Origin of the sequence: Caulobacter sp. NIBR1757, assembly GCF_027912495.1 — a bacterium.
Classification (GTDB): Bacteria; Pseudomonadota; Alphaproteobacteria; order Caulobacterales; family Caulobacteraceae; genus Caulobacter.
The window spans coordinates 1,577,718-1,597,350 of record NZ_CP115463.1 but is presented as its reverse complement, the minus strand read 5'-3'; the positions used below and the strand labels follow the sequence as shown (position 1 = coordinate 1,597,350).

Sequence of the window (19,633 nt, the reverse complement as noted above, 5' to 3'; positions counted from 1 at the left end):
AGGCCTTCGAGGCCGTAGCCGCGGTCTTCGAGTTCGCCGTCGAGGGTCTCGGCCCAGTCGCGGGTCTCGCCGGTGGTCTGCAGGTGGCGGACGGTGGAGATGGCTTCGGAGCCGGTCAGCAGGGCCATCTTCACCTGGCCGGCGGCGATAGCGTGGGCCATTTCGTTGACCAGGTGCTGGGGGCCCTGGCCGCCGGTGATCTCCAGCACGGCGCGGGCCGGATCGGCGCCGATGCGCCGGGCGACCGAGCGGGGGAAGTTGTTGGAGGCGCCGAAGGGCGGCGCGGCGGCCGGGGTGGAGACCTCGAACTGGCGGATGGCGGCGATGAGGTCGATGTGGGCGGCGAGGTTCTGGCCCCCGGCGTCGGCGATCGCGGCTTCGGAGGCTTTTGCGGCGAGGGCGACCGGCGACAGGGCCTGGTAGTCAGGGGCGTCGATCCGCTCGGAGGCTTCGCCGACGCCGATGAGGATGGGGGTGAGGTCGTGAGTCATGGGGCTATTTCGCGCCGTTCCCGTAGGGGGAGGCAACACCTTCCCACAGTTCGGTCGGCGCGCAGGTCATGGGGACGGGTTCGCCGCATCGCGGCGTACCTGTCCCCGGTCAGCGCTGAATGTTGACGCGGGCGCGGTCCAACCGCCTGGGCGCAACGTCTGGAGCGCGCTTGAACTCACCGCAGGTGCTAACCGGGGACAGGTACGCCGCGATGCGGCGAACCCGTCCCCACACTTAGTTGCCGCCGCCGGCGGATTTCGCCGGGGCCGCCGCGACCTTCGCCGGAGCTTTGCCCGCCGCCATCATCGGGGCGGGCTTTTCGCGGAATTTCTGTTTCATGCGGCCGACCCAGCCGTTGAAGGCTTCGCTCTCGGCGACCGAGCGGCCGAAGTCGGCGGTGGTCAGGCGGCCGCCGTCCATGGCGGCGAAGGCGACATTCAGGGCGTCGGGGTTGCGGGCGGTGTCGAACTTCGGCTGGTAGCGCGAGCGCATGCGCTCCAGCGCCGCCTCGTCGCCGGCCAGGCTGTAGGCGACGCCGGCCCGCAGCAGCATGCCCTCTTCGTCGGGACGCATGGGAAGCTGGGTCTTCCAGCGGTCGCCCAGCTGCTTTTCGAACATCTCGCCGGCCAACGGCCAGCTGCGGGCCTTCCAGGCGACCTCGGCCCGGACCTCGGTGGCGTCGGGCCCGGTGTCGTTCTCGAGAACCTCAAGCGCCGCGTCGAGGCGGCCGACGCCCATCAGGGCGCGGGCGGTGATCATCCGCCGCTCGGTGTTCAGGGCGGTCGGCAGCACGGTGGTGCGGCTGGCGTTGATGGCCTGCAGCGCCTGCTCGGGCTGACGGTTCATCAGGTAGATGAGGGCCAGATCCGTGGCCACCTTGGCCTTGGGCACGCCGTCGAGGCGGTTGTCGACCTGCCACTTCATCAGGTCGGCGGCCTGATCCAGCAGGTCTACGTCGACCAGTCGGCGGGCCATCTTGCGGACCATCATGTCGCCGTCGGCGCCGATGGGGGTGAGGTCCTTGAAGTCCTTGTAGAGGCCGAGCGACTGGATCGGCTCCAGCCCGTCGGCCAGGCCATCGAGGAACAGGGCCTTGAAGGTGGCCATCAGGTCGTTCTGCAGGTCGACGGCCTGCGGCAGGTCGGGCAGCCGGGTGCCGGCCGAGCGCAACGCCTCCAGGCCTTCGCGGTAGCGGCCCTGGCTGATGTAGAGCTGGCCGAGCAGGCGAATGGTTTCCAGCTCGGTGGCGTCGCCGCGCCAGCGGTAGCGCAGGCCGTCGAAGATCGGCACCGCCTGGGCGGCGTTGATCTTGCCCTGGTCGAGCTTGATCTGGGTGGCGCGCAGCAGGGCCGGGGCGGCGTACTGCTCCAGGGGGGCCTTGGTGATCAGTTCGTAGACCGACAGCGCCTTGTCCTTCTCGCCCCTGGCTTCCAGCAGGCGGGCCTGGATCAGCTGGTTGGCCAGCTGTTCGGCCTGGGGCAGGCCGGCGATGTCGGCGCGGTTCAGGCAGCCGGCGGCGGCGGCGAAGTCGCCCTGGGCGATAGCGGCCTCGGCGTCGGCGCGTTCGAAACGGGCCCGCCACAGCGGCGGGAACAACTCCATCGCCTGGGCGGCCTGGGCGAACTTGGCGCGGGCGTCGGCCCACTGCCCCTGTCTGGATGAGATGTAGCCGCGCCAGGCCGAGCTGGAGGGATCGTCGCCCAGGATGGCGACGGAGAGGTCGCTGTCGGCTTCCTTGAGGCGGCCGGCCATGGTCCGGGCCACGCCGCGCAGGCCGCGGAATTCGGCGTCGCCCATCAGGGTCTCGCGCGAGCGGGCGGCGGCGTTGAGAACACCGATGGCTTCGTAGGAGAGCTCGCTGCCGATCAGGAAGCGGGCCAGGGCCATGCGGGCCTCGGTCGGGGCGTCGGCGCCCTTCTCGGTCTCGGCGGCGGCGGCGGCGATCAGCTGGTCGTAGCGATCCATGAAGCCATGGTCGCCCTGGGTCTTTGCCCAGTCGTCGCCGATCAGGGCCGGCATCGAGGCCCGGGCCGGCGCGCCCAGCTCGGCCGCGGCGACGACGGTCTCGCCGCCCGCCCAGGCCGGCGACAGGGCCATGCCGGTGGCCTTGCCGATGCGGACCAGATCGCCCTCGACGGCCATGGAGAGGCCGGGGGTGTAGGCTTCCATGGCCAGGCCCGTCAGGGTCGGCAGCATGGAGAGATCGACGAAGTCGCGCCGCGCGGCCAGGCCCTTGGCCGGGGCCAGGGCCGGGACCACGGCCAGGCGGTCGCCGACGGCCGGGTCATCGACCCAGACCGGGCGCCCTGCCCCGGCGATGGTGGCGGTCAGGCCGGGATGCTCGGGGTCGCGGGTGACGGTGACCGTGCCGCCGCCGCTGTCGCGGCTGGCTGGTGCGCCGCCGCCGAGCGTCAGGGTCCAGCTTGAGCCCTCGCCCGAGACGGTGACGGGCACGCTCTTGGCCACCACCATGCGCAGGGCGGCGTAGCCCTGGCCGTTCAGGGCCTGGAGCTTGCGGTAGCGCTCGCCGGTGGCCGGCAGCTTGCCGGTACCCAGTTCTGCGGGGGCGTCGAAGACCACCCAGACGGCCTCTCCGCGCCGGAAGACGGCGGCGCCGACGGGGGCGGCCCAGTCGAAGCGCAGGCGGGTGGCGGCGGCGGCGGCATCGACCGACACCGGCACCACCCCGCCGGCCGGGACCGGATTGGCGCGCGGCGGGGCGTCGGTGGTGACGACCTCGGCCGGCGGCGGCGTGGCCGGGGCGTCGGAGGCTTTCTTTTCGCCGATATTGACGTAGGTGGCGCCGTCGGCCTGGCCGATCTTGGCGTCGGTATCGGCCTCGAGCGTGAGGACCATTTCCAGCGCGCCGCCGACATGGCGGGCCTCGACGGCCTTGACCCACTTTGGCGGCGCCGCCCGGAGCATGCCGATGTCGGGGTTGGCGTCGCGGCTGAAGCGCAGGACCAGCTTGTCGCCGTCGCGGCGGGAGGTGACCCGGGCGCCGCCGGCCCAGAGAAACTCCAGCCGGGTGAAGGTCTCGGCCTGGGCGACGCGGACCTCGAGGGCCGGGCGGGCGGCCCAGGCCGGAATCGCATAGGTCGTGGGAGCGGCGACACCTGCGATGCAGGCGGCCGCGACGCCGGAACGAAGAGCCCGGCGCAGATCCATCCTAGCCGGCCTTCTCGGGCGGCTTGGCGTCGGCGGCCGGCGGAGTCGCCGCCTTTGGCGGCGTTACGGCGGCCTGGGCCGGCGGCTTGGCCTTGGGCCTGGGCTTGGCGGCGGGGGCCTTGGCGGGCGTCTTGGCCGGGGCCTTGGCGGCGGGCGCGACCGGCTCAGGGGCCGGGGCGGCCTCGGCCATCTTCACCGGCTCGGGGGCCAGGGCCTGTTTGCCGGCCAGGATGGCGGCGTTCTGCGTGAAGCGCTTGGCCAGGGCCTCGGTGATCTGCTTGGCCTCGGTCGGCGGCATCTGGGCCAGGATGGCGGCCAGGGTGCGTTCCTTCATCTTCGAGGCGATGGGCAGGCGGACGCTGTCGTCGAGGACGCGGAACTGGGCGGCGGCGTCCTTGGCCTTCATGGCGGTGAAGACGGCGACGAGGCGGTTGACCTCCTGCTCCTGCTGGGCGTCAGCCTGGCCGAGGAGGGCCTTGATGTCGCCCTTCAGGGTGTCCAGCGACTTGAACTTGGCGTCGAGCTTCATGCCGGCCGCGGCCATCAGCTGCAGCTGGACGTCATAGCCCTGTTCCTGGGCGTCGAGCTGGTCGCGGCGCACGCCGAGATCCTGCAGCATGCGCAGTTCCGAGGGCGACAGGCCCGCCTCCTTGGCCAGTTCGGCGGCCGTCGGGGCGCAGACGGCGGCCGGCTTGGCGGCGGTGATCTTCTCGATGTCGCTCTTGGCTTCGGCGGGCTTGCCCTCGACGCCTTCGGCCCAGGCCTGGGCGCCGCTCAGCATCTTGGGCAGGCTGTCGGCCCCGGCCATGAAGTTGACGGCCAGAACCCCGGCCACGGCGACGCCGGCCAGGGGAAGAATGCGGGGAATGCGGCTCACAGGCGGCCTCCAGGAATGGCGCGCAGGCGGCCCGAGGGTTGCTCGGGCTCGAACAGGTCGTCGTCGATACGGGCGCGGGAGCGCGCCGTGGTCTGGGGCTCGAAGCGGGCCGGCGCGGCGCGCTCACGGACCGGCGGCAGCGGGCGGTCGAGCCAGTCGTCGTCGCGGGCCGGTTCGGCGATGGTTGCAGCGCCGCGACGGGGGCGTTCGTTGACGGTTCGCTGCAGGATGGCGGTCAGCTCGTGGGCCTCGGCGATGCGGCCGGCCAGGCCCTCTTCGGCTTCCTGGCTGGCCAGGCGCAGCGAGACCAGGGCCGACTGGGCGCGCAGGGCGGCGTTATCGAGATCGGCGACGGCCTTGGCGAAGTCGTCATGGCCCGAGCGCAGGGTCTTGAGGCGGCGCTCAAGGCGCCAGCCCATGATCAGGGCCCCGACGAGGAGGACGCCGAGCAGGACATTCAGGGATAGCGCGACGATGCTCATTTCAGCCTCTTCTGGACGGCCTGTTTGGCGGCCGGGTCGAGCGGCGCCTCGCAACGGATGGCGATGTGATGGTTGCGGCGGCCCATGCGGCCACGGGTCAGCGGGATCTGGCCGGCCCGCAGCTCGACCAGGCTGTCGGCCGTGGCGTTGAGCATGAGGGTGTCGCCGACTTTCAGGTTCAGGACCTTGGAGAGCGGCGTCTGCTGCTCGTCGAGGACGGCGCGGACCTCCATCTGGGTGGTCCACAGCTCGGTGGCCAGGTGGCTTTCCCAGATGTTGTCGCGGCCGAACTTCTCACCCATGAACTGCTGCAGGAGCATCTTCCGGATGGGCTCGAGGGTGGCGTAGGGCAGCAGCAGCTCGATGCGGCCGCCGCGGTCTTCCATGTCGATGCGCAGCTTGACCAGGATGGCGGCGTTGGCCGGCCGGGCGATGGCCGCGAAGCGCGGGTTGGTCTCAAGGCGGTCGAGGACGAAGTTGACCGGGGTCAGGGGCTCGAAGGCGGCCTTGGCGTCGGCGAGGACGACCTCGACCATCCGCTGGACCAGCACCCGCTCGATGGTGGTGTAGGGGCGGCCTTCGATGCGCATGGCGGCGGTGCCGCGGCGCCCACCCAGCAGCACATCGACGATCGAGTAGATGAGGTTGGAATCGACGGTCAGCAGGCCGTAGTTGTCGAGCTCCTCGGCCCGGAACACCGACAGGATGGCCGGCAGCGGGATGGAGTTGAGGTAGTCGCCGAAGCGGATCGAGCTGATGTTGTCGAGGCTGACCTCGACGTTGTCGCTGGTGAAGTTGCGCAGGCTCGTGGTCATCAACCGCACCAGGCGGTCGAAGACGATCTCCAGCATCGGCAGGCGCTCGTAGGAGACCAGGGCCGAGTTGATGATGGCCCGGATGCCGGTGCGTTCGTTGCTGTCGTCGTCGGAGAGGTCGAAGCCGAGCAGGCTGTCGATTTCATCCTGGTTGAGGATGCGTTCGGAGCCGATCAGGCCGTCGCCTTCGGACTCGCCGGCGCCCCACTCGCCGCCGACCGCCGCAGCGCCATCGCCGTTGGTGGCCGCCCACTGGGCCAGAGCTGCTTGGTCTTCGGTTTCGTCGGCCATGGGGTACGCTCAACCAGCTCCCTCTCTTCCTGGAAAAGAGGCGCTAGTGGATCAGCATCTCCTCGATCAGGACGGCGTTCACCTTGTGCGGCGCGACCAGCAGGTTGACGCGGCGCAGAATTTCCATGCGCAGCTGGTAGCTGCCCTGGCTGCCCGACAGGTCCTCGGGGCGCATCTCGCGCAGGAAGGTCTGGAACATGTCGTTCATGCGCGGCATTTCGGGGGTCAGCTCCTCGGCCAACTCCTCGTTGGGCAGCTCGAGGGTCAGCTTGAGCTTGAGGAAGGTCGCCTTGCCGTCGGCCGTCTGCATGTTCACGATGATGTCGGGCAGGGTGTAGAAGACCACGCCGTCGGGGCCTTCCTTGACGACGGGGGCGCCGGCCTCGGCCTTGCCGTCCTTGGCGCCGTGCTCGCCCTTCTTTTCCTTCTTGTCCTTTTTCTTGTCCTTGGCCTCCTCGGCGTGCTCGCCGGCCGGCTTGGGCTTGAGGAACATGAAGTAGGCGCCGGCGCCGCCGCCGCCGAGAACCGCGAGCGCCGCCACGCCGGCGATGATGAGGACCATCATCTTCGGCTTCTTCTTGGCAGGCGCCTCGCCGTCCACGCCCTCTTCGGGCGCTTCAGCTTCCTTGGCCTTGTCCTTGGACACTGTGTCTCGATCTCACATTTGCACCGCGCGTGAGTCCTTACTGGGGCCAGTTGGTTAAGGATGGGTTCGCAAGCCCCCGCAGAGGCGCCCGGCAGATTTCGCCGGGGCGCCGGCGTTAACCTTCTTATTTGCTGTTTTTATTGGCTTTTTCGACTTGGCCCGGACCTTGCAGGTTCACCGTGGAGGGCGACGCTCGGTCGCGGCGATTAACGGGAGAGCCAAGTGGACAACACGCTGTACGTCAGCCTGTCGCGCCAGATGACCCTGCGCCGCGAGATGGACATCATCGCCAACAACATCGCCAACGCCGACACCACCGGCTTCAAGGTCGAGAACCTGATGGTTCGCACCGAGGCGGCCCGTCCAGCCCATATGGCCGATGGCCCCAACCCGGTGAAGTTCGTGCTCGACGACGGCGTGGCGCGCGATTTCACGCAAGGCTCGATGCGGACGACCGGGGCGACCTTCGATCTGGCCATCGAGGGCAAGGGCTTCTTCAAGGTCGACACGGCCGAGGGCGACCGCTTCACCCGCGACGGCCGCTTCACCCTGTCGCCGGAGGGCAGGCTGACCACCCAGGACGGTGACGCGGTGCAGGGCGAGGGCGGCGAGATCATCCTCGATCCCGCCAAGGGCCAGGTGGCCATCGCCCAGGACGGCACCGTCAGCCAGGCCGGCGAGAAGGTCGGCAAGGTCGCGGTCTTCCTGTTCGACGACCGCTCGGTGATGGCCAAGGACCGCGGCAACCTGTTCAAGAACACCTCGAACGCCGAGCCCAATCCCGACACCGCCAGCCGCGTCCGCCAGGGGATGCTGGAGGGCAGCAACGTCAATCCGATCCTGCAGATCACCCGGATGATCGAGGTCAGCCGCGCCTACGAGAGCGTGGTCAAGACCATGGAAAACACCGCCGACCTGTCCCGCCGCGCCGTCGAGCGGCTGGGCCGGGTCGCTTAGGAGTAATCACAGATGCAAGCTCTCCGCACCGCCGCCACGGGCATGTCGGCCCAGCAGCTGAACGTCGAGGTCATCTCGAACAACATCGCCAACATGAACACCGTCGGCTTCAAGCGCCAGCGGGCCGAGTTCCAGGACCTGCTCTACCAGAGCCTGGAGCGGGCCGGGACGCAGTCTTCGGACCAGGGCACGGTGGTGCCGACCGGCGTGCAGATCGGCGGCGGCGTCAAGGCCGGCAGCACCTACCGCATCACCACGCCGGGCACGCCGACGCGGACCGACAACCGCTATGACGTCGCCATCCAGGGGCGCGGCTACCTGCAGGTGCTGCTGCCCAGCGGCGAGACGGCCTACACCCGGGCCGGCAATCTCGCTCTGAATGACCAGGGCCAGATGGTCACCGAGGACGGCTATCTGGTGCAGCCGCAGGTGACCGTGCCGCAGGACGCCATCGACATCACCATCTCCAAGACCGGCCAGGTGCAGGCGACCAAGGAAGGCGTCGCCACGCCGGAGGTCATCGGCCAACTGGAGCTGGCCAATTTCATCAACGAGTCCGGGCTCGAGGCCATGGGCGACAACCTGTTCATGCAGTCGGGCTCGTCGGGCGAGCCGATCACCGGCAACCCGGGCTCCACTGGGTTCGGCACCCTGCTGCAGGGCTATACCGAGGCCTCGAACGTCGATGCGGTGAGCGAAATCACCGCGCTGATCGTCGCCCAGCGGGCCTATGAGATGAACTCCAAGGTCATCACCACGGCCGACGAGATGCTGCAGGCCGCCAACCAGGTGAAGTCGTAGGATGCGCGCCCTCGCTCTAGCGGCTGTCGCGGCGCTGGCGCTGGCCGCCCCGGCCTTCGCGGGCCAGGTGAGCCTGCGGGCCGACGTCTCCGACGCCGACGGCAAGGTGACCTTGAGCGACCTGTTCGACGGGGCGGGCGCCGCCGGCGGCATCCTGATCGCCAATCGCAGCGGGCCGAGCGTCGTGCTCGACGCTCAGGCGGTGCAGGTCATGGCCCGCCGGGCCGGGCTGCAATGGGACAATCCGCAGGGCTTTCGCCGCATCGTCGTTCGCGGCGGCGGTGGCGGCCCGGCCAGCGCCGGCCCCGTCGCGGCGCGCGGCAATGTCGATGTGCTGACCTATGCCCGCAGCTTGAGCGCCGGCGAAATCGTCCAGCCGACGGACCTGGTCTGGGCCAAGGCGGCCAGCGCCCCGGCCGACGCGCCGCGCGACGCCGATCAGGTGATCGGCCTGGCCGCCAAACGGCCGCTGCGCGAAGGCGCCGTGGTCAGCGGCCGCGACGTCTCCGCCCCCCAGGTGATCCGGGCCGGCGAGACGGTCAACGTCACCTGGTCCGACGGCTATGTCACCCTGACCATGCAGGGAAAGGCCATGAAGGCCGCCGCCCAGGGTGAGAGCTTCACCCTGCAGAACCCGACCTCGAAGAAGATCATCGAGGCCATCGCCACCGGCCCTGGCGAAGCCGCCGCCGGTCCGCAGGCCCAGGCGCTGAAGAACGCCGCCGCCAGTCAATTCGCCGCTCGCTAGAGGCTTGATTTCCCAATGCGCAAGACCCTGCTGATCCTCACCGCCCTGGTCCCGCTGGCCGCCTGCGCCTCGACGATCAACGACACCAAGGACGCCATCCTCGGGCCGCAGCTGGCCCCGGTCGGCTACCCCTCGCAGCTGGCGCCCTCGACCCAGACCTTCGTCGACGTGCGCCAGGAGCCGCCGCAGCCGGCCTCGGCCAACAGCCTGTGGCGCACCGGCGCGCGAGCCTTCTTCACCGACCAGCGGGCCGGGCGGATCGGCGACATCCTGACCGTCAACATCGACATCGATGACAGCGCCCAGACCCAGAACACCACCAGCGCCACCCGCACCAGCGGCATGAAGGCCGGCCTGCCCCACTTCTTCGGACTGGAGGGGAGCCTCGGCCAGCTGTTCCCGGGCGGTTTCGACCCGGCCAACGCCATCGAGACCAACGCCACCACCGGCTCGACCGGCAACGGGGCCGTGGCCCGGGCCGAGAAGATCAACCTGACCATCGCCGCCGTGGTCACCGGCATCCTGCCCAACGGCAACCTTGTCATCCAGGGCGTCCAGGAGGTGAAGACCAACAACGAGGTCCGCCGCCTGACCATCTCCGGCATCGTCCGGCCGGCCGACATCAGCGCCGCCAACACCATCAAGCACGACCAGATCGCCGAGGCCCGGATCAGCTACGGCGGCCGCGGCGACCAGAGCCGGGTCCAGAAGACCCCGGCCGGCCAGGCGCTGATCGAGACCTTCACGCCGTTCTGACGATGAAGGACTGACTGAAGGCCGGGGGGTGACGATCATCGGGACAGTTTTGCCACGGCGGGAACCAACCCGCCGGGCGCCCGGCAAATTCTGCCGCCGGGGTGAACCGATCGCGCCTTCCCTGCGTTGGGGAAACTGAAGGGAGGCGCAAATCATGAACCGCATCGCCGCCATCACCGCTCTGACCGCCTCGGTCCTGCTGCTGGGCAGCTGCATGCACGGCCAGGCCTATGTGGCCGGCGACATGGGATGGTCGCTTCATGAGACGCCTGAGGAAGGCGCCAAGCTGGCCTATGGCGCGCCCAACTCCGACAACGTCGCCCTGATGATGACCTGCCAGCCGGCGTCCGGCGCGGTGCTGGTCTCGACGAACGCGATGCAGCCGGCCGTGGCCATCGTGCTGAAGTCCGGCAGGACGGAAACCGCCCTGCCCGCCACCGCCATGCCGAGCATGGGCGAGGGCCATTTCCTGGAAGCCGGCGCGCGCGCCAACGACCCGGTCCTGGCCAGCTTCGCCCGCACCGGCGACATCACCCTGATGCAGGGCAAGGACAGCATGACACTTGCGGCCCGCGCCGGCGATCGCCCGCGGATCAGCAGGTTCTTCGCCGCCTGCAAGGCATAGACGCCGCTACTGCCCCTGCGGCACCAGCCCCCAGGCGCCCTGCCCCAGGATGCAGGTCGAGGCCTTGGGCGGACACAGGCCCTGGGAGCGCTCGGCGTAGATCTGTTCGATGATCTCCGGATTGGCCCGTAGCGCCTCACCGCGCAGGCGGGTCGATTCGGCGATGCCGCGGGCGGTCTCGATGGCGGCTTCGGCATTCGCTCTCGCCTCGGCGGCCTTCTGCTGCGCCGCCAGGGTGCGTTGCTCGGTCTGGGTCCGCGCCTCGACGGCGGCGGTGACGCTGGCCGGGTAGCGGATGGTGCCGACCCATTCCATCTGGCTGATCTCGACGCCCTCGGCCGCCCATTTGCTGCGCACCCGCTGGAAGGCCTTCTGGATGACCATCTGCCGTCCGGCGCCCATCAGCGAGCCGGTGCAGGGCGGCTGGTTGGCGGCCGGCGTCGGCGCCACGCCGGAGCCCGTCGCCACCGGGTTGAGGTTGCAGGACACTGGCACCTGCTCGGTTTCCTTGGCGATCGCCGAGCGCACGTCGTTGCGGATCTGGCCGTCGAGCAGGTCGTCGAAGGGCTGGCGCCAGCGGGCGTAGAGGTCGGCGGCCCGGTCGTCGCGCACCCGGATGGTCAGGTTGACGTCGGCGGTCATCGGCAGGCCGGTCTGATCGGCGAAGGCGATCTCCTCGTTCTCCTTGCCGTCGGCGTTGGGCTCGCGGGTGTAGCTGTAGGTCCGCTGGCGGGTCGGATAGACGATGATGTCTTCGCCGAGGCCCTTCCAGTGCCAGCCGGGCCGCAGTTCGGTCAGCTGCACGCCGGGATTCTCGCCGAACCTGGTGGTCTTGATGCCGGCCTCGCCGCTCTCGACCGTGGTGCTGCAGGCGGTCACCGTGCAGCCGGCCCCGGCCAGCAGGATGACCAGCAAGCCGATCATCAGAATGGTGCGGCCGATGTTGCCGGCCCCGCCGCCGAGCCTGTCACTGATCGCCATGGAAAGTCCCCTCCAAACAAGATTGGAGGGCAGGCTGACCGCTCGCCGGCCGCGCGGCAAGCGTTAGCTGGGGCGGTAGGCTTCGCGGGCCTTGTAATCGACCATGGCGTCGCGCACCCACTTGCAGGCGCCGGGCTTGCCGACCAGCGTGGACTCCTCGACCAGGCCTTGCAGATCGGTCTGGACCAGAACGTCGCAGCGGGTCTTGTTCCAGACGAACATCATCTTCCGGCCGACGGTTTCCTTGCGGTCCGGCAGGCCGAGCGTGCGGTAGACCACCGCCACGTCCTTGCCCTTCATGGCGTCCAGCCCCTCGCGGATCGGCTCATAGACCCGGTTGCGGCTCATCACGCAGCCGCTCATCGCCAGGCCGATGGCCAGGACCGCCACCGCGCGCATCAATACGGACGTTCTCACGCTATTTCCCTTCAGGCCCGGCGACCGGCCGTGGCGGCATTGTCCAGACCAAGGGCGCTGAGCGCGCCGCCAGCGATGCCGGCCGCGTCGAGGCCGGCCTGGGCGTACATCAGGTCTGGCTTGTCCTGGTCCTGGAAGACGTCGGGCAGGGCCAGGGTGCGCACCTTCAGCCCGCGGTCCAGCGCCCCGTGGGCGGCCAGTTCCTGCAGGACGAAGGCCCCGAAGCCGCCCATGGCGCCTTCCTCGATGGTGACCAGAGCCTCGTGCTCGCGGGCTAGCCGCAACAGCAGGTCGACATCGAGCGGCTTGGCGAAGCGGGCATCGACGACGGTGGCCGACAGGCCTCGGGCGGCCAGCAGATCCGCGGCCTTCAGGGTTTCTGCGAGGCGCGTGCCGAACGAGACCAGCGCCACCGCCGTCCCCTCGCGGATCACCCGGCCCTTGCCGATTTCCAGCGGCTCGTTGACCAGCGGCATCTCGAGGCCGAGGCCCTCGCCGCGCGGGTAACGGAAGGCGCTGGGCCGGTCGTCGATCACCGCTGCGGTGGCGACCATGCGGGCCAGTTCGACCTCGTCGGCGGCGGCCATCAGGATCATGCCGGGCAGAGCGCCCATGAAGCCGACGTCGAAGCTGCCGGCATGGGTTGGACCGTCGGCGCCGACCAGGCCGGCGCGGTCCATGGCGAAGCGCACGGGCAGCCGCTGGATGGCGACGTCGTGCACCACCTGGTCGTAACCGCGTTGCAGGAAGGTCGAATAGATGGCGCAGAACGGCTTCATGCCGTCGGCGGCGAGGCCGGCGGCGAAGGTCACCGCATGCTGCTCGGCGATGCCGACGTCGAAACAGCGCTTGGGGAAGGCCTTCTGGAAGATGTCGAGGCCGGTGCCGGACGGCATGGCCGCCGTCACCGCCATGATGCGGTCGTCCTTCTGGGCTTCCTTGACCAGCGCCTGGGCGAAGACCTTGGTGTAGCCGGGCGGGCCGGCGGCGGCCTTGGCCTGCTCGCCGGTGACGACGTTGAACTTGACGACGCCGTGGTACTTGTCGTCGGCGCTCTCGGCGGGCGCGTAGCCCTTGCCCTTCTGCGTGACGACGTGAACCAGCACCGGCTTGTTCATCTCCCGCACATTCTGCAGCACCGGGATCAGCGCATCGAGGTCATGGCCGTCGATCGGCCCGACGTACTGGAAGCCCAGTTCCTCGAAGAAGGTGCCGCCGGTGACCATGCCGCGCGCGAATTCCTCGGCCTTGCGGGCCGCTTCCTGCAGGCTCTTGGGGAACACCCGGCTCATCGACTTGCCGAGGTTGCGCAGCTGTTGATAGCCGCCCGACGACACCACCCGGGCCAGATAGGCGCTCATGCCGCCGACGGGCGGAGCGATCGACATGTCGTTGTCGTTGAGGATGACGATGATCTGGCCGGTGGTCTCTGCGGCGTTGTTCATCGCCTCATAGGCCATGCCGGCGCTCATCGAGCCGTCGCCGATCACCGCCACGACCTTGTTGCTGTCGCCCTTGGCGTCCCGGGCGGCGCAGAAGCCGAGGGCCGCCGAGATCGAGGTCGCCGCATGGGCCGCGCCGAAGGGGTCGTATTCGCTCTCGGCCCGCTTGGTGAAGCCCGACAGACCGCCGCCCTGGCGCAGGGTGCGCATGCGGTCGCGCCGGCCGGTGAGAATTTTGTGGGGATAGGCCTGGTGGCCGACATCCCAGATGACGATGTCCCGGGGCGTCTCGAACACATGGTGCAGCGCCACGGTCAGCTCGACCACGCCCAGGCCGGCGCCCAGATGCCCGCCTGTGACGGAGACGGACTCGATCGTCTCGGCACGGACTTCGTCCGCCAACTGCTTGAGCTGAGGCAGGGTGAAGGAACGCGTATCCGCCGGCGAGGCGACGGTATCGAGCAACGGGGTCACAGGGGGCATCTAGAGCGCAGTCCATGACGGCGCGGTCTGTCGCGCGCCTTTGAACCTGCAAACTAGCGTCCGCAGCGTGCGCTGCAAACCAAAGCCTGTTGGATTCGTGAGAATTCCGCGTGCAGACGGCCGGTTACAACAGCCAACCGCCCGTATCGGCCCTCACATCCCCATTGATCGTCAGCTGGTAGTCGGCCTTGCCGTCGCCGTTGACGTCGAGCCTCAACGTCGAGGTGTTGTTGGCCGCCGTGTAGAAGACGTAGGCCTGTCCGGCCGTCCTGGTCAGGCCGTTGAAGCTGATCTGGAAGGCCTGGTCGCCGGCCAGGGCGCTGTTGGCGTCGATGGCGCCGAGGTCGAGCCGGTCGAGGCCGGTCTGGTAGTCAAGAATGCTGTCGATCTCCAGCACCGGCAGGCTGACGCTTTCCTGCAGCACCGCGAAGGTGTCGGCGCCACCGCCGCCGGTCAGCTGGTCCCGGCCCGTGCCGCCAACCAGGACGTCGTCGCCGAGGCCCCCGAACAGCTTGTCCGCCCCGGCCATTCCGGACAGCAGGTTCGCGCCGTCGTTGCCCTTCAGCGTGTTGCCGTCGACGCTGCCCGTGCCGCTGAAGTCGCCGCTTCCCTGCAACTCGAGGGTCTCGAAGTTCTCCGGCAGGACGAAACTGAGCGAGGCGCGGACTGTGTCGATGCCCTGCCCCGCCGCTTCGGCGACGCTGTCGCCGGCCGTGCGCACATAGTAGACGTCGTTGCCAGCGCCGCCCGCCAGGGAGTTGAGCCCTGTTCCGCCGTCCAGGGTGTCGTTGCCGCCGTTGCCGGTCAGGGTGTCATCGCCGGCGCCGCCGTCGATCTGGTCCGCGCCGGAACCACCGGTCAAGGCGTCGGCGCCATCCCCGCCATACAACTTGTTGGAGCCGAGGGCGTCGAACAGCACATCGTCGCCCTCGCCACCGTCCAGCGTGTCGTTGCCGGCCCCGCCGCTGAGCGAATCGCCGCCCGCGCCGCCGAACAACTGGTCGTTGCCGTCGCCGCCGATGATCTCGTCGTCGCCGCCGAGGCCGCGCAGGATGTCCTTGCCGCCGAACCCCACGATCAGGTCGGCCAGCGCGCCGCCGTTGAAGGTCTCGTTGGCGGCGGTGCCGAAGAAGTTGCGCACGTCGGCCTGGCCGAAGACGATGTAGGCGGCGCCGGCGTTGCTGCCGCCGGCGTCGGCGTAGGGCGCGCCGACGAAGAAGTCGTCCAGGCCATCGCCGTTGATGTCGCCGAGGGACGCGAGCGCCAGGCCGCTGCGGTCGTTGGCTGTCGCCCCGTGCAGTCGGAAGCCGTTGGTCCCGTCAATCGAAGCCAGGTTGAAGAGCGCGCCAAAGCCCGAGGCCTTGCCGAAGATGACGTAGGAGGCGCCCGAATCGCCGCCGTTCGGGTCGGCGCGCGAGGCGCCGATGATCAGGTCGCTGAAGCCGTCGCCGTTGATGTCGCCGACGTACTGAAGTTCGCGCCCGCTGCTGTCGCCGAAGGCGACGCCACCGATCCTGAACCCGTTGGTCCCGTCCAGAGTGGAAATGTTGATTGAGGCCGCGAAGCCAGAAGCCTTGCCGAAGACGACATAGGTGTCGCCGGCGCTGCTTCCGTTGAGATCCGAGGCGTAGGCCCCGACCACGATGTCGGCATAGCCGTCGCCGTTGATGTCGCCGGCGGCGGTGACCGAGGAGCCCAGTCTGTCGAAGGACGCCCCACCGACCAGGGCGAAGCCATTGGTCCCGTTCAGCCCCGCGACGCCGATGCTGGCCCCCAAGGCCGCGCCGGTCCCGAAGACGACATAGGCCGCGTTGGGCCCCGGGGCGCCGATCAGTAGGTCGTCATAGCCGTCGCCGTTGACGTCCCCGACCATGGAGACGTCGAAGCCGAGGTTATCGCCGGCGGCCGATCCGAGGACACGGAAGCCGTTGCTGCCGTTAAGGTCAGACAGATTGATGTCGGCCGGAAGGTCCGAGCCGCGCCCGTAGACCACCCAGACGGCGCCGGAGTTGCTCCCGTTGAAGTCGGCCGCATAGCCGGTGACGACCAGGTCGTCGTAGCCATCGCCGTTGAAATCGCCGCCGATATCAACGGCCCAGCCGCCAAAGCTCTGGGCCTGCGCGCCGACCAGCCGGAAGCCGTTTGTCCCGTCGAAATCGGCCAGGGTGAACTGCCCGCCGTTGGGCGTCGCGCCGCCGTAGAGGACATAGGAATAGCCGGAGAAGGTTCCGTTCGGCGCCCCCCCGACCCCGGAGACGATCAGGTCATCGCGGCCATCGCCATTGACGTCGCCGCCGCCGGCCACCGACCAGCCCAGGAAGTAGCCGGTCTGTCCCTGGATGCTGAAGCCGTTGGTTCCGTCCAGGGTGGAGAGGTCGATACCGGAGGCAAAGCCGCCGGACTGGCCGAACACGACATAGGCCGCACCGGCGTTGCCGCCGACGCCGCGGGCGGAAACGACGAAGTCGTCTATCCCGTCGCCGTTGTAGTCGCCGACCGACGCCGCCGACCAGCCGAAGAAGTTGCTGGCGCCGAGGCCGTCCACCTGAAAGCCGGTGTCAGGATCGATGGTCGCCAGATTGATGATCGCCGGATAGCTCATGACATCTCCCCCGGGCGGCCGGCGGTGATGTCCGGAGCCTGCTCCGCGAAGGATACTACCCACTTTAGGGTGAAATTTAAGTCCGCTAGTCGACCAAGGTTCGGCTTAATTTCTGCGCCCGAGCACGAAATCGACCGACTCGCGCAGGACGCTGGCCCGCTCGCCAAACCCGTCGAGGTGCGCCCGCGTCTGTTCGGCCAGCAGTTCGACCCGCTCCTTGGCCGCATCGAGGCCCAGCAGGGTGACGTAGTTGGCCTTGCCCTTGGCCGCGTCCTTGCCGCCGGCCGCCTTGCCGAGCAGGTTCGGGTCGCCTTCGGCGTCGAGCACGTCATCGACGATCTGGTAGGCGAGGCCGAGATCCTGGGCGAAGCCCATCAGGGCGTGGCGTTCTCCCTCCTGGGCATGGGCCATGACCAGGGGGATTTCGAACGCGTAGGCGATCAGGGCGCCGGTCTTCAGCCGCTGCATGCGGGCCACGCCGCCGAGGTCCTCGCGGACACCGAGGATGTCGATCATCTGGCCGCCGCACATGCCCTGCGCGCCGGAGGCATGGGCCAGCTTGCGCACCAGTTCGGCGCGAACGTTGCCGTCGGCGTGGGTGTCGGGGTGGGCCATGATCTCGAAGGCCGCGCTTTGCAGCGCATCGCCGACCAGCACGGCGGTGGCCTGGTCGTATTCGATATGCACGGTCGGCCGGCCCCGGCGCATGTCGTCGTCGTCCATGCAGGGCAGGTCGTCATGCACCAGGCTGTAGGCGTGGATGCATTCCAGCGCGCAGGCGGCCCGCAGGACCGGCCGCTCGGGCAGGTCGAACATCTTGCCGGTTTCCAGCGCGAAAAAGGGCCGCAGCCGCTTGCCGGGGCCCAGGGCCGCATAGCGCATCGCCTCGGTCAGCCGACCTTCGGGCCCATCGGCGCGGGGCAGCAGCGCGTCCAGCGCCACGGTGACAAGATCGGCCGCCTCGGCGATCCGGCGGTCGAGGGTCATGCTCATCAACCGAACTCGGCCGGCTCGACGCCGGTCGGCGTCCCTTGGGCCAGCACCACCTTCTCGACGCGCAGGCGCGCGGCTTCCAGCTTCTTCTCGCAGTGGGCCTTCAGCAGGGCGCCGCGCTCATAGACGCTGATCGATTCCTCCAGCGGGGCCTGGCCCGACTCCAGGGTCTGGACGATGCGTTCCAGCTCCTGCAGGGCGGCTTCAAAACTCAGGGCCTCAATGGCGGCGGGGTCGGCGGCGTTGGTCATTTCGTCTTCCGGGAGAATTCGCCAACCCTAGAGAGGCGCATCCCGGCGGGCAACGGGCCTTCGTGGTGAACGAGGGGCGAGCGGTCAAATTGCGTTGAGCGCTAGAGGGCACACATTTCTGTTAGCCCCGCACGAACTTCCGGGCGCACCAGTAGCGGAAGCCCTGGTCCTCCACACATTGCCAGCCCTGGCGGCGCAGGGCCGCGCCGACCCGCTGGTTGAAGTAGCCGTGGGCGACGATCAGCACGTCCTGGCCCTGGTCGGCCATGGCCCCGACCATGCGGGCGGCCTCGGCGGCGCGTTGCTCGGCCTGACGGTGGGTCTCGACCTCGTCGTGCTTGTCGGTCAGCACCCAGTTCACCCGCGCCAGAAAGCCCCAGATCTTCGGCGACAGGCGCAGCCAGGACGGCCACTTCGGCGGCGGCAGCGGGGCCTCGACGAACAGGGGGTCCTGGGCGAACGCCTTGCCGCCGCAGATGGCGTTGGTGGTCTCGATTGAACGGGGGCGGATCGAGGCGATGATCACGTCGGCGTCCTGGGCGACGACCTTCAACTGCTCGGGGGGCGTCTGGCCGGGCTTGATGCCCTTGACCTCATAGCCGGCCCACCAGGCGCGATACTCGTCGGCGTTCAACCGCACCCGGCGCGACTGCGCCGGCTCGCCGTGGCGCACGAGCGTCACCGAGCCGCCCTTGCGGACAGCGGTGGCGGGCGCGATATCGGCGGTCACAGCGTCTGCCATACGAAACGAAAACCGGGCCTTGGGGGTCGGTTCCCGCATGACGCGGCCCCCCGGCGCACCGTCATGCGTCCTGCAACGCCTGCACATGCGCCAGGGCCGAACGCCCCAACGCCTCTAGGTCGTAACCGCCCTCGAGGGAGGAGACAACCCGCCCCCGGGCCCGCCCGTTCGCCACGGCGACCACGGCGCGGGTCGCCCAGGCGTAGTCCTCGGCCTCCAGAAGCTGCTGGGCCAGCGGATCGCGGGCATGGGCGTCGAAGCCGGCCGAGATGATCACAAGGTCGGGGGCGAAGGCGTCGACATGGCCCATCAGCTGCTCGAAGGTCGCCCGCCATTGCTCGCGCGGGGCCATCGGCGCGACCACGCCGTTGACGATGTTGCCGACCCCCGTCTCCGACGGATCGCCGGTGCCGGGGTAGAGCGGCGACTGGTGGATGGAGGCGAAGAACAGGCTGGGGTCGCTCTCGAACACCGCCTGGGTGCCGTTGCCGTGGTGGACGTCGAAATCGACGACCGCCACCCGGGCGAGGCCGGCCGCCTGCGCCGCGCGGGCCGCGATGGCGACGTTGGAGAAGACGCAGAAGCCCATCGCCGTCTCCGGCTCGGCGTGATGCCCCGGCGGGCGCACCGCGCAGAAGGCCCGCTGGGTCTCGCCCCGGGCGACGGCCCGCACCGCCTCGATCGGAGCGCCGGCCGCGCGGCGGGCCGCGACGATACTGCCGGGCGACAGGAAGGTGTCTTCGTCCAGGCGGACGATGCCTTCGCGCGGCGCGGCGGCCAGCATGGCGTCGATGTAGGCTTGCGGATGCACCAGGCGCAGGTCGGCGATCGACGCCTGCGGCGCTTCCTGCCGGTTAAGGTCGAGACCGGCATGGTCATCCAGCGCATCGATCACGGCGGTCAGGCGCTCGGAGCGCTCGGCATGGCTTTCGCCCGGGTGGTGATCGAGCATGTCGGGATGGGTGTAACAGGCGAGGGTCATGAGGCGATGGTAGCGGCCCGCCGCCCCGCTCGCCAACTCACAACCCCAACACCGTCATCCCGGACGCCCCGCATGGGCGATC

General features: G+C 69.4%; 18 protein-coding genes. 5 read left to right on the top strand and 13 right to left on the bottom strand.

The genetic code is table 11. The features are described 5' to 3' along the window. Positions 1-726: 726 nt before the first annotated feature. The 5 genes from O5I81_RS07775 to O5I81_RS07755 are packed head-to-tail and all read right to left on the bottom strand — an operon-like array spanning position 727 to position 6,771. Positions 727-3,660, bottom strand: a complete 2,934-nt coding sequence (locus tag O5I81_RS07775; RefSeq protein ID WP_271068378.1) for a tetratricopeptide repeat protein — start codon at positions 3,658-3,660, stop codon at positions 727-729. Position 3,661: 1 nt separating this feature from the next. Next, the gene (locus tag O5I81_RS07770) at positions 3,662-4,537 is read right to left on the bottom strand and encodes a hypothetical protein (protein ID WP_271068377.1); all 876 of its coding nucleotides are present in this window, start codon (positions 4,535-4,537) and stop codon (positions 3,662-3,664) included. After that, the gene (locus tag O5I81_RS07765; RefSeq protein ID WP_271068376.1) at positions 4,534-5,019 is read right to left on the bottom strand and encodes a DUF6468 domain-containing protein; all 486 of its coding nucleotides are present in this window, start codon (positions 5,017-5,019) and stop codon (positions 4,534-4,536) included. Before O5I81_RS07765 ends, O5I81_RS07770 begins: the two co-directional genes overlap by 4 nt. Continuing rightward, positions 5,016-6,125 carry a flagellar motor switch protein FliM gene (gene fliM / locus O5I81_RS07760; RefSeq protein WP_271068375.1) on the bottom strand — a complete coding sequence of 370 codons (1,110 nt, stop codon included), beginning with the start codon at positions 6,123-6,125 and terminating at the stop codon, positions 5,016-5,018. The genes O5I81_RS07765 and fliM overlap by 4 nt, the downstream gene beginning before the upstream one ends. 43 nt (positions 6,126-6,168) lie before the next feature. Then, entirely contained in the window at positions 6,169-6,771 is a 603-nt protein-coding gene (locus tag O5I81_RS07755; RefSeq protein WP_271068374.1) for a flagellar basal body-associated FliL family protein, read from the bottom strand. Between the two features lie 222 nt (positions 6,772-6,993). Between O5I81_RS07755 and flgF the strand changes: the two genes are divergently transcribed. The 5 genes from flgF to O5I81_RS07730 all read left to right on the top strand — a co-directional run bounded on the left by flgF (position 6,994) and on the right by O5I81_RS07730 (position 10,658). Further along, the gene (flgF, locus tag O5I81_RS07750; protein ID WP_271068373.1) at positions 6,994-7,728 is read left to right on the top strand and encodes a flagellar basal-body rod protein FlgF; all 735 of its coding nucleotides are present in this window, start codon (positions 6,994-6,996) and stop codon (positions 7,726-7,728) included. A 12-nt stretch (positions 7,729-7,740) separates the two neighbouring features. Then, positions 7,741-8,529 carry a flagellar basal-body rod protein FlgG gene (gene flgG / locus O5I81_RS07745; RefSeq protein WP_271068372.1) on the top strand — a complete coding sequence of 263 codons (789 nt, stop codon included), beginning with the start codon at positions 7,741-7,743 and terminating at the stop codon, positions 8,527-8,529. 1 nt (position 8,530) lies between these two features. After that, positions 8,531-9,277 carry a flagellar basal body P-ring formation chaperone FlgA gene (gene flgA / locus O5I81_RS07740; RefSeq protein WP_271068371.1) on the top strand — a complete coding sequence of 249 codons (747 nt, stop codon included), beginning with the start codon at positions 8,531-8,533 and terminating at the stop codon, positions 9,275-9,277. A 15-nt stretch (positions 9,278-9,292) separates the two neighbouring features. Beyond that, positions 9,293-10,033 (top strand): flagellar basal body L-ring protein FlgH, encoded by a 741-nt coding sequence (gene flgH / locus O5I81_RS07735; protein WP_271068370.1) that lies wholly within the window; start codon positions 9,293-9,295, stop codon positions 10,031-10,033. 154 nt (positions 10,034-10,187) lie between these two features. Then, positions 10,188-10,658, top strand: coding sequence for a hypothetical protein (locus O5I81_RS07730; RefSeq protein WP_271068369.1), 471 nt, complete (start codon positions 10,188-10,190; stop codon positions 10,656-10,658). 6 nt (positions 10,659-10,664) lie between these two features. On the opposite strand, the gene O5I81_RS07725 is transcribed toward O5I81_RS07730, so the two are convergent. The 8 genes from O5I81_RS07725 to O5I81_RS07690 form a co-directional block, all read right to left on the bottom strand. Next, positions 10,665-11,639 (bottom strand): SPFH domain-containing protein, encoded by a 975-nt coding sequence (locus O5I81_RS07725; RefSeq protein WP_271068368.1) that lies wholly within the window; start codon positions 11,637-11,639, stop codon positions 10,665-10,667. Positions 11,640-11,702: 63 nt separating this feature from the next. Next, a complete protein-coding gene (locus tag O5I81_RS07720) occupies positions 11,703-12,056 on the bottom strand; it encodes a hypothetical protein (RefSeq protein ID WP_271068367.1) in 354 nt (117 codons plus the stop codon). 11 nt (positions 12,057-12,067) lie between these two features. Next, positions 12,068-13,981: a 1-deoxy-D-xylulose-5-phosphate synthase gene (gene dxs / locus O5I81_RS07715; protein WP_271068366.1), complete on the bottom strand. Its 1,914-nt coding sequence runs from the start codon at positions 13,979-13,981 to the stop codon at positions 12,068-12,070. A 124-nt stretch (positions 13,982-14,105) separates the two neighbouring features. Further along, positions 14,106-16,583 carry an FG-GAP-like repeat-containing protein gene (locus O5I81_RS07710; RefSeq protein WP_271068365.1) on the bottom strand — a complete coding sequence of 826 codons (2,478 nt, stop codon included), beginning with the start codon at positions 16,581-16,583 and terminating at the stop codon, positions 14,106-14,108. Positions 16,584-16,688: 105 nt separating this feature from the next. Then, a complete protein-coding gene (locus O5I81_RS07705; protein WP_271069006.1) occupies positions 16,689-17,570 on the bottom strand; it encodes a polyprenyl synthetase family protein in 882 nt (293 codons plus the stop codon). 5 nt (positions 17,571-17,575) lie between these two features. After that, positions 17,576-17,827 (bottom strand): exodeoxyribonuclease VII small subunit, encoded by a 252-nt coding sequence (locus O5I81_RS07700; RefSeq protein ID WP_271068364.1) that lies wholly within the window; start codon positions 17,825-17,827, stop codon positions 17,576-17,578. Positions 17,828-17,948: 121 nt separating this feature from the next. After that, positions 17,949-18,557, bottom strand: a complete 609-nt coding sequence (locus O5I81_RS07695) for a histidine phosphatase family protein (protein WP_271068363.1) — start codon at positions 18,555-18,557, stop codon at positions 17,949-17,951. A 73-nt stretch (positions 18,558-18,630) separates the two neighbouring features. After that, the gene (locus O5I81_RS07690; protein WP_271068362.1) at positions 18,631-19,551 is read right to left on the bottom strand and encodes a histone deacetylase family protein; all 921 of its coding nucleotides are present in this window, start codon (positions 19,549-19,551) and stop codon (positions 18,631-18,633) included. Positions 19,552-19,633 lie beyond the last annotated feature (82 nt).

Bases quoted from the DNA above. Each gene is read 5' to 3' on its own strand.
- O5I81_RS07775 (WP_271068378.1), bottom strand. From the start codon at position 3,660: ATGGATCTGCGCCGGGCTCTTCGTTCCGGCGTCGCGGCCGCCTGCATC.
- O5I81_RS07765 (WP_271068376.1), bottom strand. From the start codon at position 5,019: ATGAGCATCGTCGCGCTATCCCTGAATGTCCTGCTCGGCGTCCTCCTC.
- fliM (WP_271068375.1), bottom strand. From the start codon at position 6,125: ATGGCCGACGAAACCGAAGACCAAGCAGCTCTGGCCCAGTGGGCGGCC.
- flgG (WP_271068372.1), top strand. From the start codon at position 7,741: ATGCAAGCTCTCCGCACCGCCGCCACGGGCATGTCGGCCCAGCAGCTG.
- flgA (WP_271068371.1), top strand. From the start codon at position 8,531: ATGCGCGCCCTCGCTCTAGCGGCTGTCGCGGCGCTGGCGCTGGCCGCC.
- flgH (WP_271068370.1), top strand. From the start codon at position 9,293: ATGCGCAAGACCCTGCTGATCCTCACCGCCCTGGTCCCGCTGGCCGCC.
- O5I81_RS07730 (WP_271068369.1), top strand. From the start codon at position 10,188: ATGAACCGCATCGCCGCCATCACCGCTCTGACCGCCTCGGTCCTGCTG.
- O5I81_RS07725 (WP_271068368.1), bottom strand. From the start codon at position 11,639: ATGGCGATCAGTGACAGGCTCGGCGGCGGGGCCGGCAACATCGGCCGC.
- dxs (WP_271068366.1), bottom strand. From the start codon at position 13,981: ATGCCCCCTGTGACCCCGTTGCTCGATACCGTCGCCTCGCCGGCGGAT.
- O5I81_RS07710 (WP_271068365.1), bottom strand. From the start codon at position 16,583: ATGAGCTATCCGGCGATCATCAATCTGGCGACCATCGATCCTGACACC.
- O5I81_RS07705 (WP_271069006.1), bottom strand. From the start codon at position 17,570: ATGACCCTCGACCGCCGGATCGCCGAGGCGGCCGATCTTGTCACCGTG.
- O5I81_RS07700 (WP_271068364.1), bottom strand. From the start codon at position 17,827: ATGACCAACGCCGCCGACCCCGCCGCCATTGAGGCCCTGAGTTTTGAA.
- O5I81_RS07690 (WP_271068362.1), bottom strand. From the start codon at position 19,551: ATGACCCTCGCCTGTTACACCCATCCCGACATGCTCGATCACCACCCG.